Below are 24,760 nucleotides of genomic sequence, written 5' to 3'. Positions count from 1 at the left end.
CGTCACCCGGGGTTCACGTGAGACACGCCCTACTCGCCGAATCCGCCCAGCCGGTTGGCGGTGTGCACCGCGCGCAGCACCGCCGCGGCCTTGTTGCGGCACTCCTGGTCCTCGGCCACCGGGTCGGAGTCGGCGACGATGCCGGCGCCCGCCTGGACGTACGCGGTGCCGTCGCGCAGCAGGGCCGTACGGATGGCGATGGCGGTGTCGGAGTCGCCCGCGAAGTCGAGGTAGCCGACACAGCCGCCGTACAGTCCGCGGCGGGACGGTTCGAGTTCGTCGATGATCTGCATGGCACGCGGCTTGGGTGCGCCCGAAAGGGTGCCCGCCGGGAAGCAGGCGGTGAGGACGTCAAAGGCGGTACGGCCCTTGGCGACCGTGCCGGTGACCGTCGAGACGATGTGCATCACGTGCGAGTACCGCTCGATGGACATGAAGTCGACCACCTCGACCGAGCCGGGCGAGCACACCCTTCCGAGGTCGTTGCGGCCGAGGTCGACGAGCATCAGGTGCTCGGCGCGCTCCTTGGGGTCGGCGAGCAGTTCGTCGGCGAGGGCCTGGTCCTCCTGCGGGGTGGCGCCGCGGTGCCGGGTGCCGGCGATGGGGTGGACCATGGCCTGCCCGCCCTCGACCTTGACGAGCGCCTCGGGGCTGGAGCCGACGACGTCGAAGGCTCCGCCGTCCCCGTCGGGGAACCGGAACAGGTACATGTACGGGGACGGGTTGGTGGCCCTGAGGACCCGGTACACGTCCAGCGCGCTCGCGGTGCACGGGGTCTCGAAGCGCTGCGAGGGCACCACCTGGAAGGCCTCGCCGGCCCGGATGCGCTCCTTGATGTCCTCGACGGCCACCCGGAAGTCCGGGCCGCCCCAGCGGGCGGTGTACTCGGGCAGTTCGGAGGGCGGCAGGACGGCGGGGGGCTGGGCGACCGGACGGGAGAGGTCGGCCTCCATGGCGTCCAGGCGGGCCACCGCGTCCGCGTACGCCTCGTCGACACCGGTGTCGAGGTCGTTGTGGTTGATCGCGTTGGCGATCAACAGGACGGAGCCCTCCCAGTGGTCCATCACCGCGAGGTCGCTGGTCAGGAGCATGGTCAGCTCGGGGAGCCGGAGGTCGTCGCGTTCGCCGGGGCCGATCTTCTCCAGGCGGCGCACGATGTCGTAGCCCAGGTAGCCGACCATGCCTCCGGTGAAGGGGGGCATGCCGTCCTGGTGGGGGGTGTGCAGGGTGTCGATGGTGGCGCGCAGGGCGGCGAGCGGGTCGCCGTCCACCGGGACGCCGACGGGCGGCGTGCCGAGCCAGTGGGTCTGTCCGTGGCGGGTGGTGAGGGTGGCGGCGGAGCGGACTCCCACGAACGAGTAGCGGGACCAGGAGCGACCGTTCTCCGCGGACTCCAGCAGGAAGGTGCCGGGCCGCTCGGCGGCGAGCTTGCGGTAGAGGGCCACCGGGGTGTCGCCGTCGGCGAGGAGCTTGCGACTGACCGGGATGACCCGGCGGTCGGTGGCCAGCTTGCGGAACGTCTCTAGGTCCATGGCCGCTGACCCTACTGACCGGCGGCGGTTGTGCCGGAATCGGCGTCCTGGAACAGCACGTCGGCGTCGAAGCAGGTACGCGCGCCGGTGTGACAGGCGGCGCCGGTCTGGTCGACCTTGACCAGCACGGTGTCGGCGTCGCAGTCGAGGGCGACGGAGACGACCCGCTGGACATGGCCGGAGGTGTCGCCCTTGACCCAGTACTCCTGGCGGCTGCGCGACCAGTAGGTGCAGCGGCCGGTGGTCAGCGTGCGGTGCAGCGCCTCGTCGTCCATCCAGCCGAGCATCAGCACCTCTCCGGTGTCGTGTTGCTGGGCCACGGCGGGGAAGAGTCCGTCGGTGCCGCGCTTGAGGCGTGCGGCGATCTCCGGGGCGAGACTGCTGGGCGGGGGCAGGCTGGTCATGGGTGCCATTGTGCCGCGCGACACCGACAGTGACGGCGCGCTGTCCACTGGGCGGACCGGCTACCCGGTCGTAGGCTGACATCATGTCGACCTTCGCCAAGCGTGAACGGCTCCTGCTCGCCGACCTCTTGGAAACCTGCGGCCCCGAGGCGCCAACCCTCTGCGAGGGCTGGCGGACACGTGACCTGGCCGCCCACGTGGTGCTGCGGGAGCGGCGCCCCGACGCCGCCGGGGGCATCCTGATCAAGGCGCTCGCGGGGCGGCTGGAGAAGGTGATGGCGGAGTTCACGGCCAGGCCGTACGAGGAACTGATCCAGCTGATCCGTACCGGTCCGCCGCGGTTCTCGCCGTTCGCGCTGAAGCAGATCGACGAGGCGTCGAACATCATCGAGTTCTACATCCACACCGAGGACGTCCGCCGGGCCCAGGAGGACTGGACGCCGCGCGAGCTGGACCCGGTGTTCCAGGACGCGCTGTGGTCCCGTCTGGAGCGCTCCGCCCGCCTGCTGGGCCGTGGTGCCCCGACCGGTGTGGTGCTGCGCCGCCCGGACGGCCAGACGGCGATCGCGCACCGTGGCACGCCGGTGGTGACGGTCACCGGTGAGCCGGGCGAGCTGCTGTTGTTCGCGAACGGCCGGCAGGACGCCGCCCGGGTGGAGCTGGACGGCGAGAAGAGCGCGATCGAGAAACTGCACGACTCGAAGCGGCTGGGCATCTGAGCGGCCGGGCATCTGAGGGGCTGACATGATCAAAGTCGCGATGACCGGTGTGTTCGTCGACGACGTGGCCAAGGCGCACGTCTTCTACACGGACGTCCTCGGTTTCGAGACGCGTACCGACCTCGACCTGGGCGGCGGCACGCGGTTCGTCACGGTCGGCGCGCCGGACGGCGCCCAGCCGGACCTCCAGCTGCTGCTGGAGCCCGGCGACAGCCCCATCGCGGAGCCGTACCGGCTGGCGCTGTACGCGGCGGGGATCCCGTGCATCGTCTTCTCCGTGGACGACATCCGGGCGGAGTACGACCGGCTGCTCGGCCTCGGCGTCCGGTTCACGCATGCGCCGCAGGAGCAGGGCCCGGTGATCGCGGCCGTGTTCGACGACACGGTCGGCAACCTCGTCCAGCTGACCCAGCCGAAGGGCTGAGCGTCAGCCGGGCAGTTCCGCGCGGCGCAGGGCCGGGGCGAGCAGTACGACCACCCCGCCGAGCGCGCACACGGCCGCGCTGACCACGTACACCGGCCCGAGGCCCCAGGCGCCGATCGCGGCGGCCGCGAACGGCATGCTCAGTGGCGCGAGGCCGAGGCTGACCAGGCTGGCGACGGCGGTGACCCGGCCCAGGTAGGCGGGGTCGGCGTGGGTCTGGAGCAGGGCACCGCACATCGCGCCGCTGAGGCCGGCGAGCAGGCCGACGAGCAGCGCCACGCCCACGGCACCGGCGAGGGCCGGTACGAAGGCCAGGGCGCCGATCGCGGCCGCTCCGGCGAGGATCGCGACGGCGGCGACCAGTCCCGCGCGGGGCAGCCGTCCCCGTACGGTCAGCAGCAGTGAGGACGCCGCGGCACCGGTGCCGAACCCGGCGAGCACCCAGCCCAGCCCGGAGGCGTCCCAGCCGCGGTGGTCGGCGAGCAGGGCCAGGCCGACGTTGAACGGGCCCACGAAGCCGAGGTCGCCGAGGGCGATGGCCAGCACCAGCGGGGCCAGGACAGGGTGCCGGCGGATGTAGGAGAGCCCGGCCCCCAGGTCCCGCCAGGCGGTCTGCCGCGGGTCGGTGCCGTCCCGCGGCAGCGGCTGCACCGGCTCGTCGTGGATCCGCAGGGACATCAGGAGCGGCACCGAGACGGCGATGAGCAGCCCGGCGACGCCGAACGCGGCCGCCGCGCCGCCCAGGGCCACGCCGAGGCCACCGAGCGGCGCGCCGGTGACGATGGCGAACCGGACGGCGAGGCCGCGCATGCCCTGGACCCGGGCCAGCTGGTCCTTGGTCGTGATCCTGGCCGGCAGGGCGCCCACGGCGGGCACGAACACGGCGTCGACGGTGCCGAAGACCAGGGCGAGCACGACGAGCGGCCACAGCCCCGGGCTGGTCAGGAACAGCAGCGCGGCCACCGCGAGGACCGCCGCGCAGCGCACGACGTCGCTGCCGATGACGACCCGGCGCGGGCCCAGCCGGTCGGCGATCACTCCGCCGCCCAGCATCAGCAGGGCCCTCGGCAGCGCGGAGGTCGCCATCACGACTCCGGCCTGCGCCGGGGTGCCGGTCTGCACGGCGGCCCAGGACAGCGCGATGAAGTAGACGCTGTCACCGAGCATGGACGAGGCGTAGGCCCCGAGCCAGCGCAGGACGTTGGGATCACGATGAGCGGGCCGGCCCTCGGCGACGGGAGCCTGCGGTATGAGCGCGTGAGTCACGCCGGACCCTTCTGGGACGCGGAACGGGAAGCCGTACACGTGGCAGGGCGACATGTTCGCACCCCCCGCTCGCGGCGTCACCGCACCGGATGCCCCGCCTCCCGCAGCGCCCCCTTGACATCGCCGATGCGCAGGTCGCCGAAGTGGAAGACGGAGGCGGCCAGGACGGCGTTCGCGCCCGCCTCGACGGCCGGGGAGAAGTGCTCCAGTCTGCCCGCGCCGCCGGAGGCGATGACCGGGACCCGGACGTGCTCGCGTACGGCGGTGATCATCTCCAGGTCGTAGCCGTCCTTGGTGCCGTCCGCGTCCATCGAGTTGAGCAGGATCTCGCCCGCGCCCAGTTCGGCAGCCCGGTGCGCCCACTCGACGGCGTCGATGCCGGTGCCACGGCGGCCGCCGTGGGTCGTCACCTCGAAGGAGCCGGACTCCGTGCGCCGGGCGTCCACCGAGAGGACCAGGACCTGCCGGCCGAACCGCTCGGCGATCTCCCGGATCAGCTCCGGGCGGGCGATCGCGGCCGTGTTGACGCCCACCTTGTCCGCGCCCGCGCGCAGCAGCCTGTCGACGTCCTCGGCCGTGCGCACGCCGCCGCCGACGGTGAGCGGGATGAACACCTGCTCCGCGGTGCGGCGCACCACGTCGTAGGTCGTCTCACGGTCGCCGGAGGAGGCGGTGATGTCCAGGAACGTCAGCTCGTCGGCGCCCTCGGCGTCGTACACCTTGGCCATCTCGACGGGGTCGCCCGCGTCGCGCAGGTTCTGGAAGTTGACGCCCTTGACGACCCGGCCGTTGTCCACGTCCAGGCAGGGGATGACTCGTACGGCCAGGGTCATGCGGACTCTCCGGACTCTCCTCGGAACGCCTCGACCTCGACCTCGACGACCAGACTCGGGTCCACGAGACCGGAGACGATGATCATGGACGCGGCGGGCCGGACGGAGTCGAACAGCTCCTTGTGGGCGCGGCCGACCTCGTCCACGTCCCGTGCGTGGGTGATGTACATGCGGGTGCGTACGACGTCGTCGCGGCCCAGCCCGAGCTGCTCCAGCGCGGCCAGCGCGACGTTGAAGGAGTTGACCGCCTGTTCGTACGGGCCGCCGCCCGTGATCTGGCCGTTCACGACGGACGTGCAGCCCGAGACCAGGACCAGGCCGTTCGGCAGCGCCACCGCGCGGGAGTAGCCGAACTGCTCCTCCCAGGGGGCGCCCGTCGTCACGCGTCGCACACCACTCACCGGGCTACCGCCTCCAGGGCTTCTTCCAGCGTGAACGCCTTCGCGTACAGCGCCTTGCCGACGATGGCGCCCTCGACACCGACGGGCACCAGCCCGGCGATGGCCCGCAGGTCGTCCAGCGACGACACGCCGCCGGAGGCCACGACCGGCCGGTCCGTCGCCGCGCAGACGTTCTTCAGCAGCTCCAGGTTCGGGCCCTGGAGGGTGCCGTCCTTGGCGATGTCCGTGACGACGTACCGCGCGCAGCCCTCCCGGTCGAGGCGGGCCAGCGTCTCGTAGAGGTCGCCGCCGTCGCGGGTCCAGCCGCGGCCGCGCAGGGTGGTGCCGCGCACGTCGAGACCGACGGCGATCCGGTCACCGTGCTCGGCGATGACCCCGGCGACCCACTCGGGGGTCTCCAGGGCGGCGGTGCCGAGGTTGACGCGGGTGCAGCCGGTGGCGAGGGCGGCGGCGAGGGTGTCGTCGTCGCGGATGCCGCCGGACAGCTCGACCTTGATGTCCATCGCGCCGGTGACCTCGGCGATCACCGCGCGGTTGTCGCCGGTACCGAACGCGGCGTCCAGGTCGACCAGGTGCAGCCACTCGGCGCCGGAACGCTGCCAGGCGAGGGCCGCCTCCAGGGGGGAGCCGTAGGAGGTCTCGGTTCCGGACTCGCCGTGCACCAGACGGACGGCCTGGCCGTCGCGGACGTCCACGGCGGGGAGGAGTTCGAGCTTGCTCACAGTGTTCCGATCCAGTTGGTGAGGAGCTGGGCTCCGGCGTCGCCGGACTTCTCGGGGTGGAACTGCGTGGCCCACAGGGCGCCGTTCTCCACGGCCGCCACGAAGGGCTTGCCGTGTGTCGACCAGGTCACCCTGGGGGCGGTCAGCGCCGGGTTGTGCGTCTCCAGGGTCCAGTCCTGGACCGCGTAGGAGTGCACGAAGTAGAAGCGCGCGTCCGCGTCCAGGCCCGCGAACAGCTCGGAGCCGGCCGCCGCCTCGACGGTGTTCCAGCCCATGTGGGGCACCACATCCGCCTGGAGCGGTTCGACCGAGCCGGGCCACTCGTCGAGGCCCTCGGTCTCCACGCCGTGCTCGATGCCGCGCGCGAACAGGATCTGCATGCCGACGCAGATGCCCATCACCGGCCGCCCGCCGGACAGCCGGCGGTCGATGATCCAGTCCCCGCGCGCCTCGCGCAGCCCTTGCATACAGGCGGCGAAGGCGCCGACGCCCGGCACCAGCAGGCCGTCGGCGTTCATGGCCTTCTCGAAGTCACGGGTGATCTCGACGTCGGCCCCCGCGCGCGCGAGGGCACGCTCGGCCGACCGGACGTTCCCGAAGCCGTAGTCGAAGACGACGACCTTCTTCGGGGAACTCGGGCTCTTCGGAGAGGCGGTCAACTAACTCCACACCTCCAGCCGCATGACACCCGCCACGAGGCACATGGCCGCGCCGATGGAGACCAGCACGATGAGGCTCGTGGGCATCTTCTGCTTGACGAAGGAGATGACGCCGCCGAGGAAGAAGAGGCCGACGACGATCAGCACGGTGGACAGACCGTTCATGGTGTTAGAGAGCGCCCTTCGTGGAGGGGAGGATGCCGGCCGCGCGCGGGTCGCGCTCGCTGGCGTAGCGCAGGGCCCGGGCCAGCGCCTTGAACTGGCACTCCACGATGTGGTGCGCGTTGCGTCCGTAGGGCACGTGCACGTGCAGCGCTATCTGTGCCTGGGCCACGAAGGACTCCAGGATGTGCCGGGTCATCGTGGTGTCGTACTCGCCGATCATCGGCGCCATCTTCTCGGGCTCGGTGTGCACGAGGTACGGGCGGCCGGAGAGGTCGACGGTGACCTGGGCGAGGGACTCGTCCAGCGGGACCGTGCAGTTGCCGAAGCGGTAGATGCCCACCTTGTCGCCGAGCGCCTGCTTGAAGGCGGCGCCGAGCGCGAGGGCGGTGTCCTCGATGGTGTGGTGGGAGTCGATGTGCAGGTCGCCGTCGGTCTTCACGGTCAGGTCGAACAGGCCGTGCCGGCCGAGCTGGTCGAGCATGTGGTCGTAGAAGCCGACGCCGGTCGCGATGTCGGTCTTCCCGGTGCCGTCGAGATCGATCTCGACCAGGACCGAGGTCTCCTTGGTGGTGCGCTCCACGCGTCCTACGCGGGTCATGCGTCCAGCTCCTTCTTCAGCTCACGTACCGCGTCGAGGAACGCGTCGTTCTCCTGCGGGGTTCCGGCCGTCACCCGCAGCCATCCCGGTACGCCGTTGTCCCTGACCAGGACACCCCGGTCGAGGATCCGCCGCCAGGCGTCGTGGGCGTCGGCGAAGCGTCCGAACTGGACGAAGTTGGCGTCGGACGCGGTGACGTCGTAGCCGATCGCACGTAGTTCGGTCACCAGCCGGTCCCGCTCCGCCTTGAGCTGCTCGACGTATTTCAGCAGCGTGCCGGTGTGCTCCAGGGCGGCCAGCGCGGTCGCCTGGGTGACTGCGGACAGGTGATACGGCAGTCGTACTAGCTGTACGGCGTCCACGACCGCCGGATGCGCCGCGAGGTAGCCGAGGCGCAGTCCCGCCGCCCCGAACGCCTTCGACATGGTCCTGGAGACGACGAGATTCGGCCGACCTTCGAGCAGCGGGAGCAGCGAGTCGCCGTGGCTGAACTCGATGTACGCCTCGTCCACGACGACCATCGAGGGACCGGCCGCCTGGGCCGCGTCGTACAGCGCGAGGACCGTCCCGGCCGGGACGGCGTTGCCGGTGGGGTTGTTGGGGGTGGTGACGAACACGACGTTCGGCCGGTGCTCGCCGATGGCGCGGGCGGCGGCGGCCGGGTCGATGTCGAAGTCGTCGCCGCGCGGGCCGGAGATCCAGCCGGTGCCCGTACCGCGCGCGATGAGCGAGTGCATCGAGTACGACGGCTCGAAGCCGAGCGCCGTACGCCCGGGGCCGCCGAAGGTCTGGAGGAGCTGCTGGATGACCTCGTTGGAGCCGTTCGCGGCCCAGATGTTCTCGGCGCCGAGGCGGTGGCCGCAGGTCCGGGTCAGATATCCGGCCAGCTCGGTGCGCAGCTGGACGGCGTCCCGGTCGGGGTAGCGGTTCAGGTCGCGGGCGGCCTCGCGCACCCGCTCGGCGATCCGCTCGACCAGCGCTTCGGGCAGGGGGTAGGGGTTCTCGTTGGTGTTCAGCCGTACCGGGACGTCCAGCTGGGGCGCGCCGTAGGGGGACTTGCCGCGCAGCTCGTCGCGGACGGGCAGGTCGTCGATTCCGAAGCTCACGTGCTCGCCGGTACCTTCCACCCGAACCTCGCCTTGATCGCCGCGCCGTGCGCTGGCAGGTCCTCCGCCTCTGCCAGGGTCACCACGTGGTGCGCGACCTCGGCCAGCGCGTCCTTCGAGTAGTCCACGACGTGGATGCCGCGCAGGAAGGACTGGACGGAGAGGCCGGAGGAGTGACAGGCGCAGCCGCCGGTGGGCAGGACGTGGTTGGAGCCGGCCGCGTAGTCGCCGAGCGAGACCGGGGCCCAGGGGCCGACGAAGATCGCGCCGGCGTTCCTGACCCGGTCGGCGACGGCGGCCGCGTCGGCCGTCTGGATCTCCAGGTGCTCGGCGCCGTACGCGTCGACCACCCTGAGGCCCTCCTCGACGCCGTCGACCAGCACGATCGCGGACTGCCGGCCGGCCAGGGCCGGGCGGATCCGGTCCTCGACGTGCTTGGTGGCCGCGACCTGCGCGTCCAGCTCCTTCTCCACGGCGTCCGCGAGGTCGGCGGAGTCGGTGACCAGCACGGCGGCCGCCAGCGGGTCGTGCTCGGCCTGGCTGATCAGGTCGGCGGCCACGTGCAGCGGGTCGGCGGTCTCGTCCGCGAGGACCGCGATCTCGGTGGGGCCGGCCTCGGTGTCGATGCCGATGCGGCCGGTGAAGTAGCGCTTGGCCGCGGCGACCCAGATGTTGCCGGGGCCGGTGACCATGGTGGCGGCGGGGCAGGACTCGGTGCCGTGGGCGAACATCGCGACGGCGGTGGCGCCGCCCGCCGCGTAGACCTCGTCCACGCCGAGCAGTGCGCACGCGGCGAGGATCGTCGGGTGGGGCAGCCCGCCGAAGTCGGCCTGCGGCGGGGAGGCCAGCGCGATCGACCGGACGCCCGCCTCCTGAGCGGGCACCGCGTTCATGATCACGGAGGATGGGTAGACGGACCGGCCGCCGGGCGCGTACAGGCCCACCCGGTCGACGGGCACCCACTTCTCGGTCACCGAGCCGCCGGGCACCACGTGCGTCGTGTGTGCCCTGCGGCGCTGGGCCCGGTGCACGAGACGGGCACGCCGGATGGACTCCTCCAGGGCCGCGCGGACGGCCGGGTCGAGGGCGGCGAGCGCGTCGGTGAGCGCCTGGGCCGGGACACGGACGGATTCCAGCCGTACGCCGTCGAACTTCTCCGCGAAGTCGATCAGCGCCGCGTCGCCCCGATGATGCACGGCCTCGCAGATCGGACGCACCTTCTCCAGGGCGGCCGAGACGTCGAAGTCGGCTCGGGGCAGCAGGTCGCGCAGGGCCGGACCCTCCGGGAGGGCGTCGCCGCGCAGATCGATTCGGGAGATCACATGCCCAATTCTCGCAGACCGCTTCCGGGCACCGCCCGCGCGTATCAATGGCTGATACAGAACGTGGCCGGAACCCGGAAGATCACCTTCACGTCAGTGTTCCGGGGGTTACTCAGCGGGCATCACGGTCGTACGAACACGACTCGCGAGTAACCCCAGGAGGCGCGAGTGGACGAGGGAGAAGGAAGAGGGCGTGACCGAGGGGGCCGATGACACACATTCCGGGGATCTGCCGGACGATCTGACCGCGGCCGAGGCCGGCATGTGGCAGGCCTTCCGCAACGGCAGCGTGTACGACCTGAGCAGCGGGGACTCCGTGGTCGACGACCCGCACGGCGGGCATCCCTGGGGACCCGAGCGGACGGTGCGGGCGCGCATGGTCGCCTGGCTGCTGCTCGACGGGCCGCCGGCGCTCGCGGGCCGGGTGGCCTCCCTGAAGCTCACGGGGGTGCGGATCACCGGAGTCCTGGACGTGGCGGGCGGCACGGTCACGCCGTACCTGGAACTACGGGACTGCCGTTTCGACCAGCAGGTGCTGCTGCCCGAGGCCCACTGCACCACCGTACGGTTCGTGAACTGCTCGATGCCCCGCCTGGAGGCCGCCCGGCTGCACACCGAGGGCGATCTGCACCTGCCGCGGTGCCGCTTCCACAACGGCGTCCGGCTGAGCGACGCGCACATCGGCACGGATCTGCTGCTCAACCAGGCCATCGCGTACCGGGACCGCAGCGGCCGCTCGATCGCCGCGGACGGCATGACCGTCGGCCAGGACCTCCAGGCGGAACTCCTTGAGTCGAACGGCGAGCTGAGCCTGCGCGGCGTCCAGGTCGGCGGCTCGCTGAGCCTGCGCGGGGCACGGCTGCTCAACCCGTACACCCGGCTCGCGCTGAACGCGCCGCAGCTGACGGTGGGGCGCACGCTCTACCTGACCCCGGCCGGGGTGGGCAGCCCGCTGCTGATCGGCACCACCCCCGCGCGCGGGACGCGCATCCAGCGGTTCGAGTGCCAGGGCGGGGTGCGGCTGGACGACGGGCGCTTCGGGGACGCGGTCGACATGGAGCGGGCCTGGTTCGCCTTCACCGAGGACCACGAGCTGTCGCTGCGCCGGGTGCAGACGCCCGAGCTGCGGTTCCTCGGGGACCAGCCGCAGCGCGGCAAGGTGGTGCTGTCGGGCGCGCGGACCGGCACCCTGGTGGACCGGGCGGGCAGCTGGCCCGGCCCGGGCAGCCTGCACATGGGCGGCTTCGCGTACGAGAACCTGGTGCCGCGGGGCCCGTTCCCGCTGGCCCGGCGGCTGGACTGGGTCGCCGCGGCGACCGCCGAGTACAACCCGGAGCCGTACGAGCGGCTGGCCGCGGTGCTGCGCGCGGCCGGCGAGGACGAGGACGCCCGGGAGGTGCTGCTCGCCAAGCAGCGCCGGCGCCGCGAGACGCTGCCGCTGGGCGCCAAGCTGTGGGGGTACGCGCAGGACCTGACCGTGGCCTACGGGTACCGGCCGGGGCGGGCCGCCGTGTGGATGGCGGTGCTGTGGGCGGCGGGCACGCTGGTCTTCGCGCACGCCGATCATCCGCCGATGAACCCCGACGGGCATCCTGCCTGGAGCCCGGCGCTGTTCACCCTGGACCTGCTGCTGCCGGTCATCGACCTGGACCAGGTGGGCCAGTGGCAGCTGGGCGGGGCCTGGCAGTGGCTGTCCGCGGCGATGATCCTGCTGGGCTGGATCCTGGCGACCACGGTGGCGGCGGGCGCGACACGGCTGCTGCGGCGGGGTTAGCGGTACACGGCTGCCACGGCGGGGTCAGGGCGTACGTGGCGGGGTTGGGCGGCATTGGGAGGCCTGGTCACCCTTTACCCGTCCTTGACCGGTGCGCGTACAACTTTCCACAGGTTGCGCTTTCCCTCTGGCGCATCCCGGACCCACGGACCTTCAATGGTCGGCACCATGGCTTCGCTGCCCGCTTTCATCCGCCCCACCCGGATGACGAGGATCTTCGCGTTCGCGGCCGTACCACCGGCCGCCGACGACGACGTGCTGCTAGATGCGCCCGACGACCGGCTCGGCCCCGCCCTCGTGGCGGCCGGGCGCGGAGAGTACGCGACCGCGGCCGAGCTGCTGGCCGCCACCCGCGCGGCCGCCGAGTGGGAGAACCGCGACCGGTACGTCCGGCGGCTGGCCGCCTTCGCCCGGTCGCGCGCCGAGTGGTTCGAGCGGTGGCGCGCGGACACACCGGACGACCCGGACGGACTGCTGGTCGCGGCCCAGCTCGCGGTGGACCGGGCCTGGCCGTCCCCGGCCCGCGCCGAGCTGCTGCGGGACGTCAGCGTGCTGATCACGGCCGCCGCGCGCGCCGACGACCGCGACCCGGTGCCATGGCGTCTGGCGCTGGACCACGCGCGCGGCTCGCACGCCGGACCCAGGTACTTCGAGGAGCTGTGGGCGGCGGCGATCCGCCGCGCCCCGCACCACTACGGCTGCCATGTGGCGGCCCTGCGCTATCTGGCCGCCTCCTGGCACGGCTCGCACCGCGAGTGCTTCGACTTCGCCGATCTGGCCGCGCAGGACGCGCCGCCCGACTCGCTCGTCCAGGCACTGCCCGCGCGGGCGGCCCTCGGCTATCTGACCGACGACTGCGGACCCGAGGTGGGACGGCAGCGGCTGGAGGCGGCCGCCGACCGGGCGATCGCGCTCTCCGCCCGCTTCCCGGCGGCGGACCCCTGGCCGGCCGAGATCCGTAACAAGCTGATGTACGTGCTCGTCACGCTGGGCCGCCGCCGCGACGCGCTGAACCAGCTCCACCTGATCGGGCCGTACGCCACGTCCTTCCCCTGGGACCGGCTGTCGGACGACCCGCTGGGCCACTTCCTGCGGCTGCGCGCCGAGCTGCTGACCATGGCCCGCCCGGCCCCGGATGCGGGGCCGGTGCCGTTCACCAGGCGCCCGCGGATCGGGCACGGCGGACACGGGCGTGCCGGTGACCATTAGGGTGGCGCCCGTGACCACCGTCCGTCTCCCCCTCTTCCCGCTCAACTCGGTGTTGTTCCCGGGACTGGTGCTCCCTCTGAACGTCTTCGAGGAGCGCTATCGCGCCATGATGCGCGAACTGCTGAAGACCCCCGACGACGAACCGCGCCGGTTCGCCGTCGTGGCGATCCGTGACGGCCACGAGGTGGCCCCGAGCGCGCCCGGCATGCCGGACCCCACGGCCGTGCCCGAGCGCGGCCCCGCCGCCGGCTTCGGCCCGGACCCGGTCAAGGCCTTCAACGGGGTGGGCTGCGTGGCGGACGCGGCAACCATCAGGGAACGGGCGAACGGCGCCTTCGAGGTGCTGGCTACCGGCACGAACCGGATGCGGCTGCTGTCGGTGGACGCGTCCGGCCCCTTCCTGACGGCCGAGGTCGAGGAGCTCACGGAGGAACCCGGCGAGGAGGCGGGCGCGCTGGCGGAAGGGGTGCTGCGGGCGTTCCGCCAGTACCAGAAGCGCCTCGCGGGCGCGCGGGAACGCTCCCTGTCCGCGTCCGCCGAGCTGCCGGACGAGCCCGCGGTGGTCTCCTACCTCGTGGCGGCGGCCATGGTGCTCGACATGCCGACCAAGCAGCGCCTGCTCCAGGCCACCGACACCGCGACGCGGCTGCGCGAGGAGCTGAAAATCCTTCGCTCGGAGACGGCCATCATCCGTAACCTGCCGTCCCTGCCCGCGTCGGACCTGACGCGCGGCCCGACGAGTCTGAACTGAACCGACCCGAACTGATCTGGACATGGCGAAGAAGTCGAAGAAGCAGCAGCCCGGCGGCACACCCGCGACGGTGGCCCTCACAGCGGCGGGCGTGGCCCACACGATCCACTCCTACGACCACGACCCCGCACACTCCTCCTACGGCGAGGAGGCGGCCGAGGCGATGGGCGTCTCCCCCGACCGGGTCTTCAAGACCCTGGTGGCGGACGTCGACGGCGCGCTGACGGTGGCCGTGGTCCCGGTGGCGGGCTCCCTCGACCTCAAGGCCCTGGCGACGGCCGTGGGCGGCAAGCGGGCGGCCATGGCGGACCCGGCCCTCGCGGAACGCACCACGGGCTACGTCCGCGGCGGCATCTCACCCCTGGGCCAGCGCAAGAAGCTCCCCACGGTCCTGGACGAGTCCGCCTCGGCCCACGACACGATCTGCGTCTCGGCGGGCCGCCGGGGCCTGGAGGTGGAACTCTCCCCCACCGACCTGGCCGGCCTCACGCACGCGACACTGGCGCCGATCGGGCGGGGATAGGCACCCGACGGCCGGGGGCCCGCCGGGTGCCCGGCTAGTCCTGCGACGCCCCGTACAGATCCTGCTGGTACGGCCCCTGCTCATAGGGGTCCGGATCCCTCGGCCCGAACAGCGCGGTGAGCCCCAGGTGGACCACCAGCGCCGCCACCGGCCAGGCCAGCAGCGCCGCCTTCGCCCGCAGCTCCAGCGGACCCGTGAAGGTCACGCCCTTGCCGACCGCCTTGGCATGGGCGATGACGTCCTGCTCGGGTCCGAGCCACATCCCGAGCCGCCAGGCGAGCAACGAGGCCAGCAACCCACCGATGCCGAGCCCCGCGACCAGCGGCACGCCCCCGCGCCGCCGCAACAGGAAGACGGCTCCCGCGCTGACCGCGCCGAGGGCCGCCGCGAGAAGCGTGAAGGTGCCGTCCACCCCGGCCGACTGCTCCCCCTCGCCGTCCTTGGGGTAGACCATCCAGGTCTTGTCGATCAGGTATCCGACCCGCGGGACGTCCGGGGCCAGCCACAGCCACAGCAGCCCCAGCAGCACTCCGCCCAGCGCGACCGCCAGCGCGATCACGGCGGCCTCGCGCAGTTCGGTCCGCAGCCCTGGGCCGTCCTGTTCGTACGCGCTCGTGGTTCCGGCGGGCGGCGGCGCCTGCCGGTCCTGCTGCGGGGACTGGCCGTGCGGCGGCGGGGGCGGAGTCAAAGGTGCGGTCACCCGAACATCGTGCCAGGTCGGCTCGTACGGCGCGTCACCGGACGGCGGCCCGCCGGTAGGCCCAGGTGGCCACGGCCAGCGAGATCACCCCGACACCCGCGCACACACCCAGGTTGGCGGCGACGAACGCCCAGTCGGGACGCTCCCCGAAGGTTCGCGCGTAGGCCTCCACGCCGTACGTCGACGGCAGCAGGTCCCGGGCCAGCTGTACCAGCCCCGGCATCCGGTCGGGCGGCAGCACACCGAGCAGCAGCGCCGCCGACATGCCCAGCTGACCGAGCAGCGTGGCCAGTTCGGGCCGGGGCGCGAGCAGCCCGAACGCGGCGCCGAGCCCGGCGAGCGCGGCACCGGCGAGCGGGATCACGGCGGCCAGGATCCAGAGGTTGGTCAGCGGCAGCCCGAAGAGCACACAGCCGAAGACGGCCGTCACCAGCGTTCCCGGCACGGTGAAGGACGCGTACGCCCCGGCCGCGCCCAGCACCACCGCCGCCGGCGGCACCGGCAGGGTCGCGTAGTGGTCGAGCCCTCCGGCGGCCCGCAGCTGACCGAAGTACTGGGCGAGCAGGTTCAGCGCCACGTACGCGACGACCACCACGGACGAACCCGCCACCACGGACTGGGCCTCGGACCGGGTGTCCACCACCCCGCGCATCATGACCATGATGCCGACGGACTGGAAGGTCGCCACGAACAGCAGGGGGATCCGCGCCACCCGCGCGCGGGACAGCTGAGCCCGGTACACGGCGGCCAGCGAGGGCCACAGCCGGGCGGCCGGCGCGAGCCCGGCCGGGCTCGTCGCCGCCCTCGGCACCGTCAGGACGCTTTCCGGCGGAGACTGCGCGGATACGACACTCACGTCGAGCTGCTCCTCTTCCCTACGACGGCCGAGCCGCCCTTCAGGGGACCCTACGGATACGGCGCCTCGCGCGCTCACGCCCTCACCAGACCCTGCCTTGCGGCGCCGCCCAGCGCCAGGTACACGTCCTCCAGGCTGGGCGTGGCGAGGGTGAAGTCGTCCAGGGCGGCGAACGCGGCCCCGCCGGTGACCGTGGCGACCGCCGCACGGGCCTCCTCGGGCGCGAGCCGCAGCGTCCAGCGGCGTCCGGCCTCCACGGCGCGTTCCCGCAGCGCGGCCACCTCCGGAACATCCAGCGGAGCCCGCTCCCGCCACACCAGTTCCACCCGCACCTCGCCGGCCACTCGCTCCTTGAGCCCGGCCGGGGTGTCACAGGCGATGACCCGGCCCTGGTCGAGCACGGCGACCCGGTCGAGCACGGTCTCCGCCTCGATGACGTTGTGGGTGACCAGCACCACGGTGGTGCCGCGTTCGGCACGCCTCCGGTCGACGGCCGCCCACACCGCGCGCCGGGCCACCGGGTCCATGCCGGTGGTCGGCTCGTCCAGCACGAGCAGCGGGCGCTCGCCGACCAGGGCGGTGGCGAAGCAGGCGAGCCGGCGCTGACCGCCGGAGAGCTTCTTCAGCGCCCGCCCGGCGATCGGCCCGAGCCCCAGTTCGTCCAGTACCGCGTCCCGCTCCGCGCGTACCGCGGGCACGTCCAGGCCGCGCAGGCGTCCGGTGGTCTCGACGGCGAGCGACACGGTGAGCTCGTCGAGGGCGGTGGATTCCTGGCCGAGGTAGGCGAGGATCCTGGAGGCCCGCTCCGGGTGGCGCACGATGTCGTGGCCGAGCAGATGGACGCTGCCGGCGTCCGGCCGCAGCAGACCGGTGATCTGCCGTACCAGGGTGGACTTGCCGGCGCCGTTCGGCCCGAGCAGCCCGAAGATCTCGCCACGCCGGACGTCCAGGGCCACATCGTCGGTGGCCCGGACCTCGGGAGAGCCGGGCGCCCCACGCCGGCCGCGCACGGCCGGATAGGTCTTGGTCAGACCGCGCACGGCGCACACGACGTCATCCGGATGCCGAAATGCCTGTCCCGCGCGCGTACTCACAAAGGACGAGAGTACGGGGTCCGGGACCCCCGCTAGGCTCTGGGGGCGTCCATCCCGAGCGCGGCCTGCCCCGGGCTGGAGCCTGTCACCAGCGAAAGTCCAGCGCTCACTCCCCCGCGGGCGCGTGCTCCGCGCCCGCCGGGACGTCGATCTCGCGCCAGAAGCCCGCCCTGATGGCATAACGGTCATGTTCGTCGATCTGGTCGTCCTTGTGGGCGAGCAGCCCGAAACGGGCCGCGTAGCGCAGCAGCTCCCCGTCGACGCGGTGCGGGATGCGGGGGTACATGCCGGAGAGCTTCTGGAGGTGGCTCTGGTCGCCCAGCCGGGACATCCACCGCCGGGCGAAGACCTGACCCACCTCGTAGGGGTCGCCGCCGACCGTGGTGATGTCCTCCTCCCGGTCGGCCCAGCGCTGCTCGGCCGTGGTCAGCTGCGCGAGCGTGGGCATGGAGGCGGCGTCGGGCGGCTCGGCGGCGGTGCCCGGCCGGTCCACCCAGCCCTTGTCCGAGGACCAGCGCAGGGTCGCGGTGGCCGGGTGCTGGACGGCCTGGGCGCCGGGCGCGCGCAGGGCCGCGAGGTCCTTGGGGGTGGGCACGCCCTTGGGCGCGGGGACCCGTTCCTGGGCGCCGTTCTCGGTGGCGTGGCCGGCCTGGGCGTGTTCCGTCTCCTCGGCCGGCCGGTCCGCGGTCGCGGAGAGTGCGGATTCGGGCAGCGGGGCGGAGAGGATCGCGGCGATCTCCGGGCGGGGCGCGGGCGGGGGTGCGCAGACGCCGCCGAGTTCCTTCGCGCGCACGGCCTTGGTGATCCAGCTGCGGTCCAGGACGCGACGTTCGTCGGCCTCCGCGACCAGGTCCTCGGACTGGTTGTAGTCGCCGTCCGCGGCCTGTACGGCCCACAGGTGGACGGCGACGCCGTGTTCCTTGGCGGCCATCATGCCGGGCAGCAGGTCGCCGTCGCCGGTGACCAGGACGATGTCGGAGCAGGCTCGGTTGCGGGCGAGTTCGGTCAGCTCGGCGTGCATGGCCGCGTCCACGCCCTTCTGCGCCCAGCGGCCGTCGCTTCGGGTCAGGGCGCCGAGCCGGACGGTGACCCGGGGCATCACGCGCAGTCTGCGGTGCTCGGGCTGGGGGACGCGGTCGGGGGCGCCGTCGAACCAGTAGATGCGCAGCAGGGGCCGCTGGGTGTCGGCTTCGGCGCGTTCGCGCAGCGCCTGGATGAGCGCGGTGTGGTCGACGGTGATGCGGGATCGCGAGGGCTCGCCGGCGAGCAGGCTGGCCGCGGCTCCCAGCAGATACCCGGCGTCCACCAGGACGATGCAGCGGTCCACACGACTCACCCTCTTCCCGGGAGGTTTGCTTCGGGCTTGCTTCGAGTCTGCCCGACCGCGCGGAGCTTAACGGCCCGAACTCGATCTTCGGCGTGGCGTTTCGGGTGATCCCTTGCCGATCACCCCTGTCACAGACGGTAATTATCCGACATGCGTCTCTTGTCAGCCTATGTGAATCTGAATCCGGCTCTGGCCCTCAGATCCCCCACAGGAGGCAGATCACCATGGCCAAGAACAAGAACCGCAAGCAGGGCAGCCCGCAGAACCGTGCGTCGCAGGCCGAGCAGGCACGCGAGCAGGCGCAGCGGTCGTCGACGGAGGCGCACGAGTCCCCGGCGTCGAACATCCAGGGCAGCCCCGCGGATGTTGCCCGTAAGCAGAAGAAGAGCTTCGGCCACAACTGAGGCCGGGGCCGTTGAGCCCAGGCGGTGAAGAGGGGCGTACCCGGTGTCGGGTACGCCCCTTCGGCGTGGTCACCCCGCCAGGCAGGACGGGCCGAGCAGTACCTTCAGGTCGCCGAACAGAGCCGGGTCGGGCTTGACCCGGTGCCGGTCGAGGCGCAGGACGGTCGTCTTGCGCGGGCCCTGGAGCCTGATGCGGACCTCGCTGTCGCCCTTGTGGTGGCTGAGGATCTCGCCGAGGCGGCTGACCATGGGCGGGGTGACCCTGGTGACCGGGATGGTCAGGACCACGGGGGCGTTGGTGCCCGCGTTGGACAGGTCGGGGACCATCAGCTCCATGGCCACGAGCCGCGGCACGTCCTCCCGCTTGTCCAGTCGGCCCTTGACGAACACGACGGCGTCCTCGACGAGTTGCGTCGAGACGAGCTGGTACGACGCCGGGAAGAACATGCACTCGATGGAGCCGGCGAGGTCTTCGACCGTGGCGATGGCCCAGGCGTTGCCCTGCTTGGTCATCTTGCGCTGCAGGCCCGAGATGATGCCGCCGATGGTGACCACCGCGCCGTCGGCGTGCTCGCCTCCGGTGAGCTGCGAGATGCCGGCGTCGGCCTTGTCGGACAGCACGTGCTCCAGCCCGAACAGCGGATGGTCGGAGACGTACAGACCGAGCATCTCCCGCTCCTGGGCGAGGAGGTAGGTCTTCTCCCACTCCTCGTCGGTGAAGACGACGTCGAGTCCGAAGCCCGGCTCGCCCGCGGTCTCGTCACCCATCCCGCCGAAGAGGTCGAACTGCCCCTCGGCCTCCTTGCGCTTGACCGCGACCACGTTGTCGATCATCGGCTCGTACTGCGCGGTGAGGCCCTTGCGGGTGTGTCCCATCTCGTCGAAGGCGCCGGCCTTGATCAGGGACTCCGTGGTGCGCTTGTTGCAGACCACGGCGTCGACCTTGTCGAGGTAGTCGGGGAAGGAGGCGTACTTCCCCTTGGCCTTGCGGCACTTGATGATCGACTCGACGACGTTGGTGCCGACGTTGCGGACGGCGGAGAGGCCGAAGAGGATCACGTCGTCGCCCTGGGCGGCGAAGTTGGACTCCGACTCGTTGACATTGGGCGGGAGCACCTTGATGCCCATGCGGCGGCACTCGTTGAGATAGACCGCCGACTTGTCCTTGTCGTCCTTGACGGAGGTGAGCAGCCCGGCCATGTACTCGGCCGGGTAGTTCGCCTTGAGGTAGGCGGTCCAGTAGGAGACCAGGCCGTACGCGGCCGAGTGGGCCTTGTTGAACGCGTAGCCGGCGAACGGGACCAGGACGTCCCACAGTGCCTGGATGGCCTCGTCGCTGAAGCCCTTCTTCCGGGCGCCCTCCTGGAAGAGGACGAAGTTCTTCGCCAGTTCCTCGGGCTTCTTCTTGCCCATCACGCGGCGCAGGATGTCGGCCTCGCCGAGCGAGTAGCCCGCGATGATCTGGGCGGCCTTCTGCACCTGCTCCTGGTAGACGATCAGGCCGTGGGTGACGTCCAGGACCTCCCGCAGGGGCTCTTCGAGCTCCTTGTGGATCGGGGTGATCTCCTGGAGCTTGTTCTTGCGCAACGCGTAGTTGGTGTGCGAGTCCATGCCCATGGGGCCCGGGCGGTACAACGCCGACACGGCGGAGATGTCTTCGAAGTTGTCCGGCTTCATCAGACGCAGCAGCGAGCGCATGGGGCCGCCGTCGAACTGGAAGACGCCGAGGGTGTCCCCGCGCTGGAGCAGTTCGAAGGTCTTCGGGTCGTCGAGCGGGAGGCTCAGGAGGTCGATGTCGATCCCCTTGTTGGCCTTCACCATCTTGACGGCGTCGTCCATGATCGTGAGGTTGCGCAGGCCGAGGAAGTCCATCTTCAGCAGGCCGAGCGACTCACAGCTCGGGTAGTCCCACTGTGTGATGGTGACGTTGTCGGTGTGCCTCACCCAGACCGGAACATGCTCGGTGATGGTCTCGCTGGACATGATCACGCCGGCCGCGTGCACACCCATCTGCCGGACCAGGCCCTCGACGCCCTTGGCGGTGTCGATGACCTTCTTCACGTCCGGCTCGTTCTCGTACATCCCCCGGATCTCGCCCGCCTCGCCGTAGCGCGGGTGAGAGGGGTCGGTGATGCCGTTCAGGTCGATGCCCTTGCCGAGGACGTCGGCGGGCATCGCCTTGGTGAGCCGGTCGCCCATGGCGTACGGATAGCCCAGCACGCGCGCGGAGTCCTTGATCGCGTTCTTGGCCTTGATCTTGCCGTACGTGCCGATCATGGCGACCTTGTCGGCGCCGTACTTCTCCGTCACGTACCGGATGACCTCGACGCGCCGACGCTCGTCGAAGTCGATGTCGACGTCGGGCATGGAGACGCGTTCGGGGTTGAGGAACCGCTCGAAGATCAGGCCGTGCGGGATCGGGTCGAGGTCGGTGATGCCCATGGCGTAGGCGACGATCGAGCCGGCCGCGGATCCTCGGCCTGGGCCGACCGCGATGCCGTTGTTCTTGGCCCACATGATGAAGTCGGCGACCACGAGGAAGTAGCCCGGGAACCCCATCTGGATGATGACGTCCATCTCGTACTCGGCCTGCTTCTGACGGTCCTCGGGGATGCCGCCGGGGAAGCGGCGCTCCATACCGCGGCGGACCTCCTCCTTGAACCAGGTGACCTCGGTGTAGCCCTCGGGGATATCAAACTTCGGCATGAGGTTCTTGGCCTCGAACATGCCGGTGGTGTCCACCATCTCGGCCACCAGGAGCGTGTTGGCGCAACCCTCCTGCCAGGCGTCCGAGGAGTCGATGGCGTACATCTCGTCCGTGGATTTGAGGTAGTAGCCGGTGCCGTCGAACTTGAAACGGTCGGGGTCGGAGAGGTTCTTGCCGGTCTGGATGCACAGCAGGGCGTCGTGGGCCCCGGCCTCGTGCGCATAGGTGTAGTGCGAGTCGTTGGTGACCAGCGGGGGGATGCCGAGTTTTCTGCCGATCTCCAGGAGGCCGTCGCGGACCCGGTGCTCGATGTCGATGCCGTGGTCCATCAGCTCCAGGAAGTAGCGGTCCTTGCCGAAAATGTCCTGGTAGTCGGCTGCGGCCTTGAGGGCCTCGTCGTGCTGTCCGAGGCGCAGCCTGGTCTGCACCTCACCGGAGGGGCAGCCGGTGGAGGCGACGATCCCCTCGGACCACTGCGCGATGGTCTCCTTGTCCATCCGGGGCCACTTCTGCAGCCAGCCCTCGGCGTAGGCGTCGGAGGAGAGCCGGAAGAGATTGTGCAGGCCGGTCCTGTTCACCGCCCACATCGTCTTGTGGGTGTAACCACCCGAACCGGAGACATCGTCCCGCTTCTGGTGCGGCTGGCCCCACTGGATCTTGCGCTTGTTGCGCCGCGACTCGGGAGCGACATACGCCTCGATCCCGATGATCGGGGTGACTCCGGCCTTCTTCGCGGAGTGGAAGAAGTCGTACGCCCCGTGCAGGTTGCCGTGGTCGGACATGGCGATGTGCGTCATGCCCATCTCGTTGCATGCGTTGAACATGTCCTTGAGCCGCGCGGCACCGTCCAGCAGCGAGTACTGGGTGTGGACGTGCAGGTGCGTGAAGGGCGGCTTTGACACGGTCTGGGCCTCCGAGGCAAACATGCGCCGACGATCTTACGACCGGGTGCGGACAGTCTGGGGGACAGCGTCGAAGTCTATGCCCCGGGACTGACACGGATCGGGCACTCCCGCGTACCTTCATGCGTTGGGACAAGTCGGAAGGCCTGTCCGGACGGATGTCCGATCCGTCCCCCACGTCTCGCACCACCCGCACCAGGAGGCACCCAGCGATGTCGGCACCCCAGCTCAACGACGAGCAGCGCGGCGAGGAGATCCTCGCCGTCTTCGACACCGCCTTCGGCCAGCTCCTGGCCGCCGACCCGGCCGCGTTCCGGGTGAAGTTCCGGAAGATGGCGGCCTCGGCCTTCGCCTTCTACCGGGGCACGGCGGCCCTCTTCTACCACGACCTCGATGCGGAAAAGCGGGGCGGCCCGTACCTGGACGACCGCACCTCGCGCGTGTGGATCCACGGGGACCTGCACGCGGAGAACTTCGGCACGTACATGGACTCCAACGGCCGCCTGGTCTTCAACGTCAACGACTTCGACGAGGCGTTCGTCGGCCCCTTCACCTGGGACCTGAAGCGCTTCGCCGCCTCCGTCGCCCTGATCGGCTACGCGAAGGCGCTCAGCGACGAGCAGATCACCGAGCTGGTGCGGGTGTACGCGGGCGCGTACCGCCAGCGCATCCACTCGCTGGCCACCGGCGCCAAGAGCGACGAGGTCCCGCCCTTCACCCTGGACACCGCGCAGGGCCCCCTGCTGGACGCGCTGCGCGACGCCCGCTCGCTGACCCGGTTCGAGCTGCTGGACTCGATGACGGAGATCCGGGACTTCGAGCGCCGCTTCGCCTCCGGCGGCGGCTCCATCGAGCTGGACGCGGCCACCCGGTACAAGGTGCTCGCCGCGTTCGACGGCTATCTGGAGACGCTTCCGGAGACCTCCCTGGACCGCCCCGACTCGTACCGGGTGAAGGACGTCGTGGGCCGCCGCGGCATCGGTATCGGCTCGGCCGGACTGCCGTCGTACAACATCCTCCTGGAGGGCCACAGCGACGCCCTGGAGAACGACGTCGTGATCTACATCAAGCAGGCCCAGACCCCGGCCGTCTCCCGGCACATCACGGACCCGGCAATCCGCGACTACTTCCAGCACGAGGGCCACCGCACGGTGATCTCGCAGCGCGCCCTCCAGGCGCACGCCGACCCCTGGCTCGGCTGGACCGAGCTGGACGGGGCGGGCCAGCTGGTCGCCGAGGTCTCGCCGTACGCGGTGGACCTGGACTGGGGTGACATCGACGACCCGGAGGAGATCGCGACCGTCGTCGCCGACCTGGGCCGGGCCACCGCCACCATGCACGCGGCGGCGGACGACCAGTCCGGCGAGTCCCTGGTGCCGTTCTCCACGGAGCGGGCCATCGACGCGGCGATCGCTGCCGACGAGGAGGGCTTCGCGGACCTGCTGGCCGACTTCGCGCACGGTTACGGCTCGCGTGCGCGGGCCGACCACCAGATCTTCGTGGACCTGTTCCGCAACGGCCGGATTCCGGGCCTGTAACGCTTTCATCGCTCACGCACCGCGCACAGGAAACCTTTAGGGGTCCCCTACTCGCGTACGTGACAGACTCTCCCCGCCATGGACATATCCGGGACCCAGCTCAGAGCCGTGCGCGCGGCGCTGTTCACGGCCTTCGCCGTGACGCTCAGCACCGCGTCGCACGTGCTGCTGTCCCGGGCCCCACTGCCGCTCAGCACGGTCGCCGCGGTCGCCGTCGGCGTCTACGTCACCGCGTACGCGCTGGCGGGCCGCGAACGCGGCTTCGGCCCCATCGCGGCCCTGCTGATACCGCTGGAGCTGGCCGCCGACACGGTGTTCACCACCGGCCAGCACACCTGCTACGGCAAGGCGGGCGGCCCGGTCGCCGGACCCCTGCACGCCTTCGGCTTCGACATGCTGTGCCGCGGCGGCGTCGGCACCCCGCTCGCCCAGGTGGCGGGCGGTTCCGGCAGCGGCCCCGCGCTGCTGGCGCACGCCGACCCGGGCGCCGCCTGGCTGCTGCTCGCCGCGCACATCGGCGTCGGCCTGCTGGCCGCCGCCTGGTTGCGCCGCGGCGAGCGGGCGCTGACCCAGCTGTTGCGCGCGGTGGCCGCCACCGCCTTTCGGCCGCTGCTGCTGGCGGTCGCCGCGGTGGCGGTACGGCTGACTCCGGTACGACGGCTGCCGCGGCCCGCGCCGCGCGCGGCCGCCGCCCGTGAGCTGCTCTTCGTCCACTCCCTGGGACGGCGTGGACCGCCGGACGTGGCCGTCGTCGCCTGACGACGGCATCCGGACACCGGCAGTCCCCCACCCACACTCCGCGTACGACGTGCGCGGGTCCCCCA

At 71.5% G+C, this 24,760-nt stretch carries 25 protein-coding genes; 9 read left to right on the top strand and 16 right to left on the bottom strand.

The genetic code is table 11. The features are described from left to right. Nucleotides 1-29: 29 nt before the first annotated feature. Together ACIPK3_RS04865 and hisI are read right to left on the bottom strand one after the other, a co-directional pair. Nucleotides 30-1,532, bottom strand: coding sequence for an anthranilate synthase component I (locus ACIPK3_RS04865; protein ID WP_402566585.1), 1,503 nt, complete (start codon nucleotides 1,530-1,532; stop codon nucleotides 30-32). Between the two features lie 11 nt (nucleotides 1,533-1,543). Further along, nucleotides 1,544-1,936 (bottom strand): phosphoribosyl-AMP cyclohydrolase, encoded by a 393-nt coding sequence (gene hisI / locus ACIPK3_RS04860; RefSeq protein ID WP_402566584.1) that lies wholly within the window; start codon nucleotides 1,934-1,936, stop codon nucleotides 1,544-1,546. Between the two features lie 83 nt (nucleotides 1,937-2,019). Between hisI and ACIPK3_RS04855 the strand changes: the two genes are divergently transcribed. Further along, on the top strand, nucleotides 2,020-2,655 hold the full coding sequence (locus ACIPK3_RS04855) for a TIGR03085 family metal-binding protein (protein WP_402566583.1): 636 nt from the start codon (nucleotides 2,020-2,022) through the stop codon (nucleotides 2,653-2,655). 25 nt (nucleotides 2,656-2,680) lie between these two features. Beyond that, nucleotides 2,681-3,079 carry a VOC family protein gene (locus ACIPK3_RS04850; RefSeq protein WP_402566582.1) on the top strand — a complete coding sequence of 133 codons (399 nt, stop codon included), beginning with the start codon at nucleotides 2,681-2,683 and terminating at the stop codon, nucleotides 3,077-3,079. Between the two features lie 3 nt (nucleotides 3,080-3,082). Here the strand turns inward: ACIPK3_RS04850 and ACIPK3_RS04845 are convergent, their stop codons facing one another. The 9 genes from ACIPK3_RS04845 to hisD form a co-directional block, all read right to left on the bottom strand. Next, nucleotides 3,083-4,345, bottom strand: a complete 1,263-nt coding sequence (locus ACIPK3_RS04845) for an MFS transporter (protein WP_402566581.1) — start codon at nucleotides 4,343-4,345, stop codon at nucleotides 3,083-3,085. A 77-nt stretch (nucleotides 4,346-4,422) separates the two neighbouring features. Then, a complete protein-coding gene (gene hisF, locus ACIPK3_RS04840; protein ID WP_402566580.1) occupies nucleotides 4,423-5,178 on the bottom strand; it encodes an imidazole glycerol phosphate synthase subunit HisF in 756 nt (251 codons plus the stop codon). Beyond that, nucleotides 5,175-5,579, bottom strand: a complete 405-nt coding sequence (locus tag ACIPK3_RS04835) for a RidA family protein (RefSeq protein WP_402566579.1) — start codon at nucleotides 5,577-5,579, stop codon at nucleotides 5,175-5,177. Before ACIPK3_RS04835 ends, hisF begins: the two co-directional genes overlap by 4 nt. Further along, nucleotides 5,576-6,301 carry a bifunctional 1-(5-phosphoribosyl)-5-((5-phosphoribosylamino)methylideneamino)imidazole-4-carboxamide isomerase/phosphoribosylanthranilate isomerase PriA gene (priA, locus tag ACIPK3_RS04830; protein ID WP_402566578.1) on the bottom strand — a complete coding sequence of 242 codons (726 nt, stop codon included), beginning with the start codon at nucleotides 6,299-6,301 and terminating at the stop codon, nucleotides 5,576-5,578. Before priA ends, ACIPK3_RS04835 begins: the two co-directional genes overlap by 4 nt. Further along, nucleotides 6,298-6,960, bottom strand: coding sequence for an imidazole glycerol phosphate synthase subunit HisH (hisH, locus tag ACIPK3_RS04825; RefSeq protein WP_402566577.1), 663 nt, complete (start codon nucleotides 6,958-6,960; stop codon nucleotides 6,298-6,300). Before hisH ends, priA begins: the two co-directional genes overlap by 4 nt. Continuing rightward, nucleotides 6,961-7,125 carry a hypothetical protein gene (locus tag ACIPK3_RS04820; RefSeq protein WP_402566576.1) on the bottom strand — a complete coding sequence of 55 codons (165 nt, stop codon included), beginning with the start codon at nucleotides 7,123-7,125 and terminating at the stop codon, nucleotides 6,961-6,963. It lies immediately after the preceding gene. A 4-nt stretch (nucleotides 7,126-7,129) separates the two neighbouring features. Continuing rightward, on the bottom strand, nucleotides 7,130-7,723 hold the full coding sequence (hisB, locus tag ACIPK3_RS04815) for an imidazoleglycerol-phosphate dehydratase HisB (RefSeq protein ID WP_123977923.1): 594 nt from the start codon (nucleotides 7,721-7,723) through the stop codon (nucleotides 7,130-7,132). Further along, nucleotides 7,720-8,829: a histidinol-phosphate transaminase gene (locus tag ACIPK3_RS04810; protein WP_402566575.1), complete on the bottom strand. Its 1,110-nt coding sequence runs from the start codon at nucleotides 8,827-8,829 to the stop codon at nucleotides 7,720-7,722. The genes hisB and ACIPK3_RS04810 overlap by 4 nt, the downstream gene beginning before the upstream one ends. Then, entirely contained in the window at nucleotides 8,826-10,151 is a 1,326-nt protein-coding gene (hisD, locus tag ACIPK3_RS04805) for a histidinol dehydrogenase (RefSeq protein ID WP_402566574.1), read from the bottom strand. The genes ACIPK3_RS04810 and hisD overlap by 4 nt, the downstream gene beginning before the upstream one ends. A gap of 193 nt (nucleotides 10,152-10,344) precedes the next feature. On the opposite strand from hisD, the gene ACIPK3_RS04800 reads away from it, so the two are divergent. The 4 genes from ACIPK3_RS04800 (at nucleotide 10,345) to ybaK (ending at nucleotide 14,408) form a co-directional block, all read left to right on the top strand. Further along, nucleotides 10,345-11,925 carry an oxidoreductase gene (locus ACIPK3_RS04800; RefSeq protein WP_402566573.1) on the top strand — a complete coding sequence of 527 codons (1,581 nt, stop codon included), beginning with the start codon at nucleotides 10,345-10,347 and terminating at the stop codon, nucleotides 11,923-11,925. A gap of 156 nt (nucleotides 11,926-12,081) precedes the next feature. Further along, a complete protein-coding gene (locus tag ACIPK3_RS04795) occupies nucleotides 12,082-13,134 on the top strand; it encodes a hypothetical protein (protein WP_402566572.1) in 1,053 nt (350 codons plus the stop codon). 10 nt (nucleotides 13,135-13,144) lie between these two features. Continuing rightward, the gene (locus tag ACIPK3_RS04790; protein WP_402566571.1) at nucleotides 13,145-13,885 is read left to right on the top strand and encodes an LON peptidase substrate-binding domain-containing protein; all 741 of its coding nucleotides are present in this window, start codon (nucleotides 13,145-13,147) and stop codon (nucleotides 13,883-13,885) included. Between the two features lie 22 nt (nucleotides 13,886-13,907). Further along, on the top strand, nucleotides 13,908-14,408 hold the full coding sequence (gene ybaK, locus ACIPK3_RS04785) for a Cys-tRNA(Pro) deacylase (protein WP_402566570.1): 501 nt from the start codon (nucleotides 13,908-13,910) through the stop codon (nucleotides 14,406-14,408). A gap of 34 nt (nucleotides 14,409-14,442) precedes the next feature. On the opposite strand, the gene ACIPK3_RS04780 is transcribed toward ybaK, so the two are convergent. The 4 genes from ACIPK3_RS04780 to ACIPK3_RS04765 form a co-directional block, all read right to left on the bottom strand. Beyond that, entirely contained in the window at nucleotides 14,443-15,108 is a 666-nt protein-coding gene (locus ACIPK3_RS04780; RefSeq protein ID WP_402566569.1) for an AAA family ATPase, read from the bottom strand. A 34-nt stretch (nucleotides 15,109-15,142) separates the two neighbouring features. Further along, nucleotides 15,143-15,964, bottom strand: a complete 822-nt coding sequence (locus ACIPK3_RS04775; protein WP_402566568.1) for an ABC transporter permease — start codon at nucleotides 15,962-15,964, stop codon at nucleotides 15,143-15,145. A 74-nt stretch (nucleotides 15,965-16,038) separates the two neighbouring features. Further along, entirely contained in the window at nucleotides 16,039-17,013 is a 975-nt protein-coding gene (locus ACIPK3_RS04770; RefSeq protein WP_402566859.1) for an ABC transporter ATP-binding protein, read from the bottom strand. A gap of 151 nt (nucleotides 17,014-17,164) precedes the next feature. Next, on the bottom strand, nucleotides 17,165-18,385 hold the full coding sequence (locus ACIPK3_RS04765; protein ID WP_402566567.1) for an NYN domain-containing protein: 1,221 nt from the start codon (nucleotides 18,383-18,385) through the stop codon (nucleotides 17,165-17,167). Nucleotides 18,386-18,609: 224 nt separating this feature from the next. Here ACIPK3_RS04765 and ACIPK3_RS04760 point away from each other — a divergent pair, with 224 nt between their 5' ends. Beyond that, on the top strand, nucleotides 18,610-18,789 hold the full coding sequence (locus ACIPK3_RS04760) for a hypothetical protein (RefSeq protein ID WP_402566566.1): 180 nt from the start codon (nucleotides 18,610-18,612) through the stop codon (nucleotides 18,787-18,789). Between the two features lie 69 nt (nucleotides 18,790-18,858). On the opposite strand, the gene dnaE is transcribed toward ACIPK3_RS04760, so the two are convergent. Then, nucleotides 18,859-22,398, bottom strand: a complete 3,540-nt coding sequence (gene dnaE, locus ACIPK3_RS04755) for a DNA polymerase III subunit alpha (protein WP_402566858.1) — start codon at nucleotides 22,396-22,398, stop codon at nucleotides 18,859-18,861. Between the two features lie 212 nt (nucleotides 22,399-22,610). Between dnaE and ACIPK3_RS04750 the strand changes: the two genes are divergently transcribed. Both ACIPK3_RS04750 and ACIPK3_RS04745 read left to right on the top strand, forming a co-directional pair. Next, nucleotides 22,611-23,936 carry a DUF2252 domain-containing protein gene (locus ACIPK3_RS04750; protein WP_402566565.1) on the top strand — a complete coding sequence of 442 codons (1,326 nt, stop codon included), beginning with the start codon at nucleotides 22,611-22,613 and terminating at the stop codon, nucleotides 23,934-23,936. 78 nt (nucleotides 23,937-24,014) lie between these two features. Beyond that, entirely contained in the window at nucleotides 24,015-24,695 is a 681-nt protein-coding gene (locus ACIPK3_RS04745; protein ID WP_402566564.1) for a hypothetical protein, read from the top strand. Nucleotides 24,696-24,760: the final 65 nt, after the last annotated feature.

This window comes from Streptomyces sp. NPDC086787, from assembly GCF_044745865.1.
Lineage (GTDB): Bacteria > Actinomycetota > Actinomycetes > Streptomycetales > Streptomycetaceae > Streptomyces.
This window is presented reverse-complemented; position numbering and strand designations above follow the sequence as displayed.

Coding starts and splice junctions, on each gene's coding strand:
- ACIPK3_RS04865 (WP_402566585.1), bottom strand. CDS start 1,532: ATGGACCTAGAGACGTTCCGCAAGCTGGCCACCGACCGCCGGGTCATC.
- hisI (WP_402566584.1), bottom strand. CDS start 1,936: ATGACCAGCCTGCCCCCGCCCAGCAGTCTCGCCCCGGAGATCGCCGCA.
- ACIPK3_RS04855 (WP_402566583.1), top strand. CDS start 2,020: ATGTCGACCTTCGCCAAGCGTGAACGGCTCCTGCTCGCCGACCTCTTG.
- ACIPK3_RS04850 (WP_402566582.1), top strand. CDS start 2,681: ATGATCAAAGTCGCGATGACCGGTGTGTTCGTCGACGACGTGGCCAAG.
- hisF (WP_402566580.1), bottom strand. CDS start 5,178: ATGACCCTGGCCGTACGAGTCATCCCCTGCCTGGACGTGGACAACGGC.
- ACIPK3_RS04820 (WP_402566576.1), bottom strand. CDS start 7,125: ATGAACGGTCTGTCCACCGTGCTGATCGTCGTCGGCCTCTTCTTCCTC.
- hisB (WP_123977923.1), bottom strand. CDS start 7,723: ATGACCCGCGTAGGACGCGTGGAGCGCACCACCAAGGAGACCTCGGTC.
- ACIPK3_RS04795 (WP_402566572.1), top strand. CDS start 12,082: ATGGTCGGCACCATGGCTTCGCTGCCCGCTTTCATCCGCCCCACCCGG.
- ybaK (WP_402566570.1), top strand. CDS start 13,908: ATGGCGAAGAAGTCGAAGAAGCAGCAGCCCGGCGGCACACCCGCGACG.
- ACIPK3_RS04760 (WP_402566566.1), top strand. CDS start 18,610: ATGGCCAAGAACAAGAACCGCAAGCAGGGCAGCCCGCAGAACCGTGCG.
- ACIPK3_RS04750 (WP_402566565.1), top strand. CDS start 22,611: ATGTCGGCACCCCAGCTCAACGACGAGCAGCGCGGCGAGGAGATCCTC.
- ACIPK3_RS04745 (WP_402566564.1), top strand. CDS start 24,015: ATGGACATATCCGGGACCCAGCTCAGAGCCGTGCGCGCGGCGCTGTTC.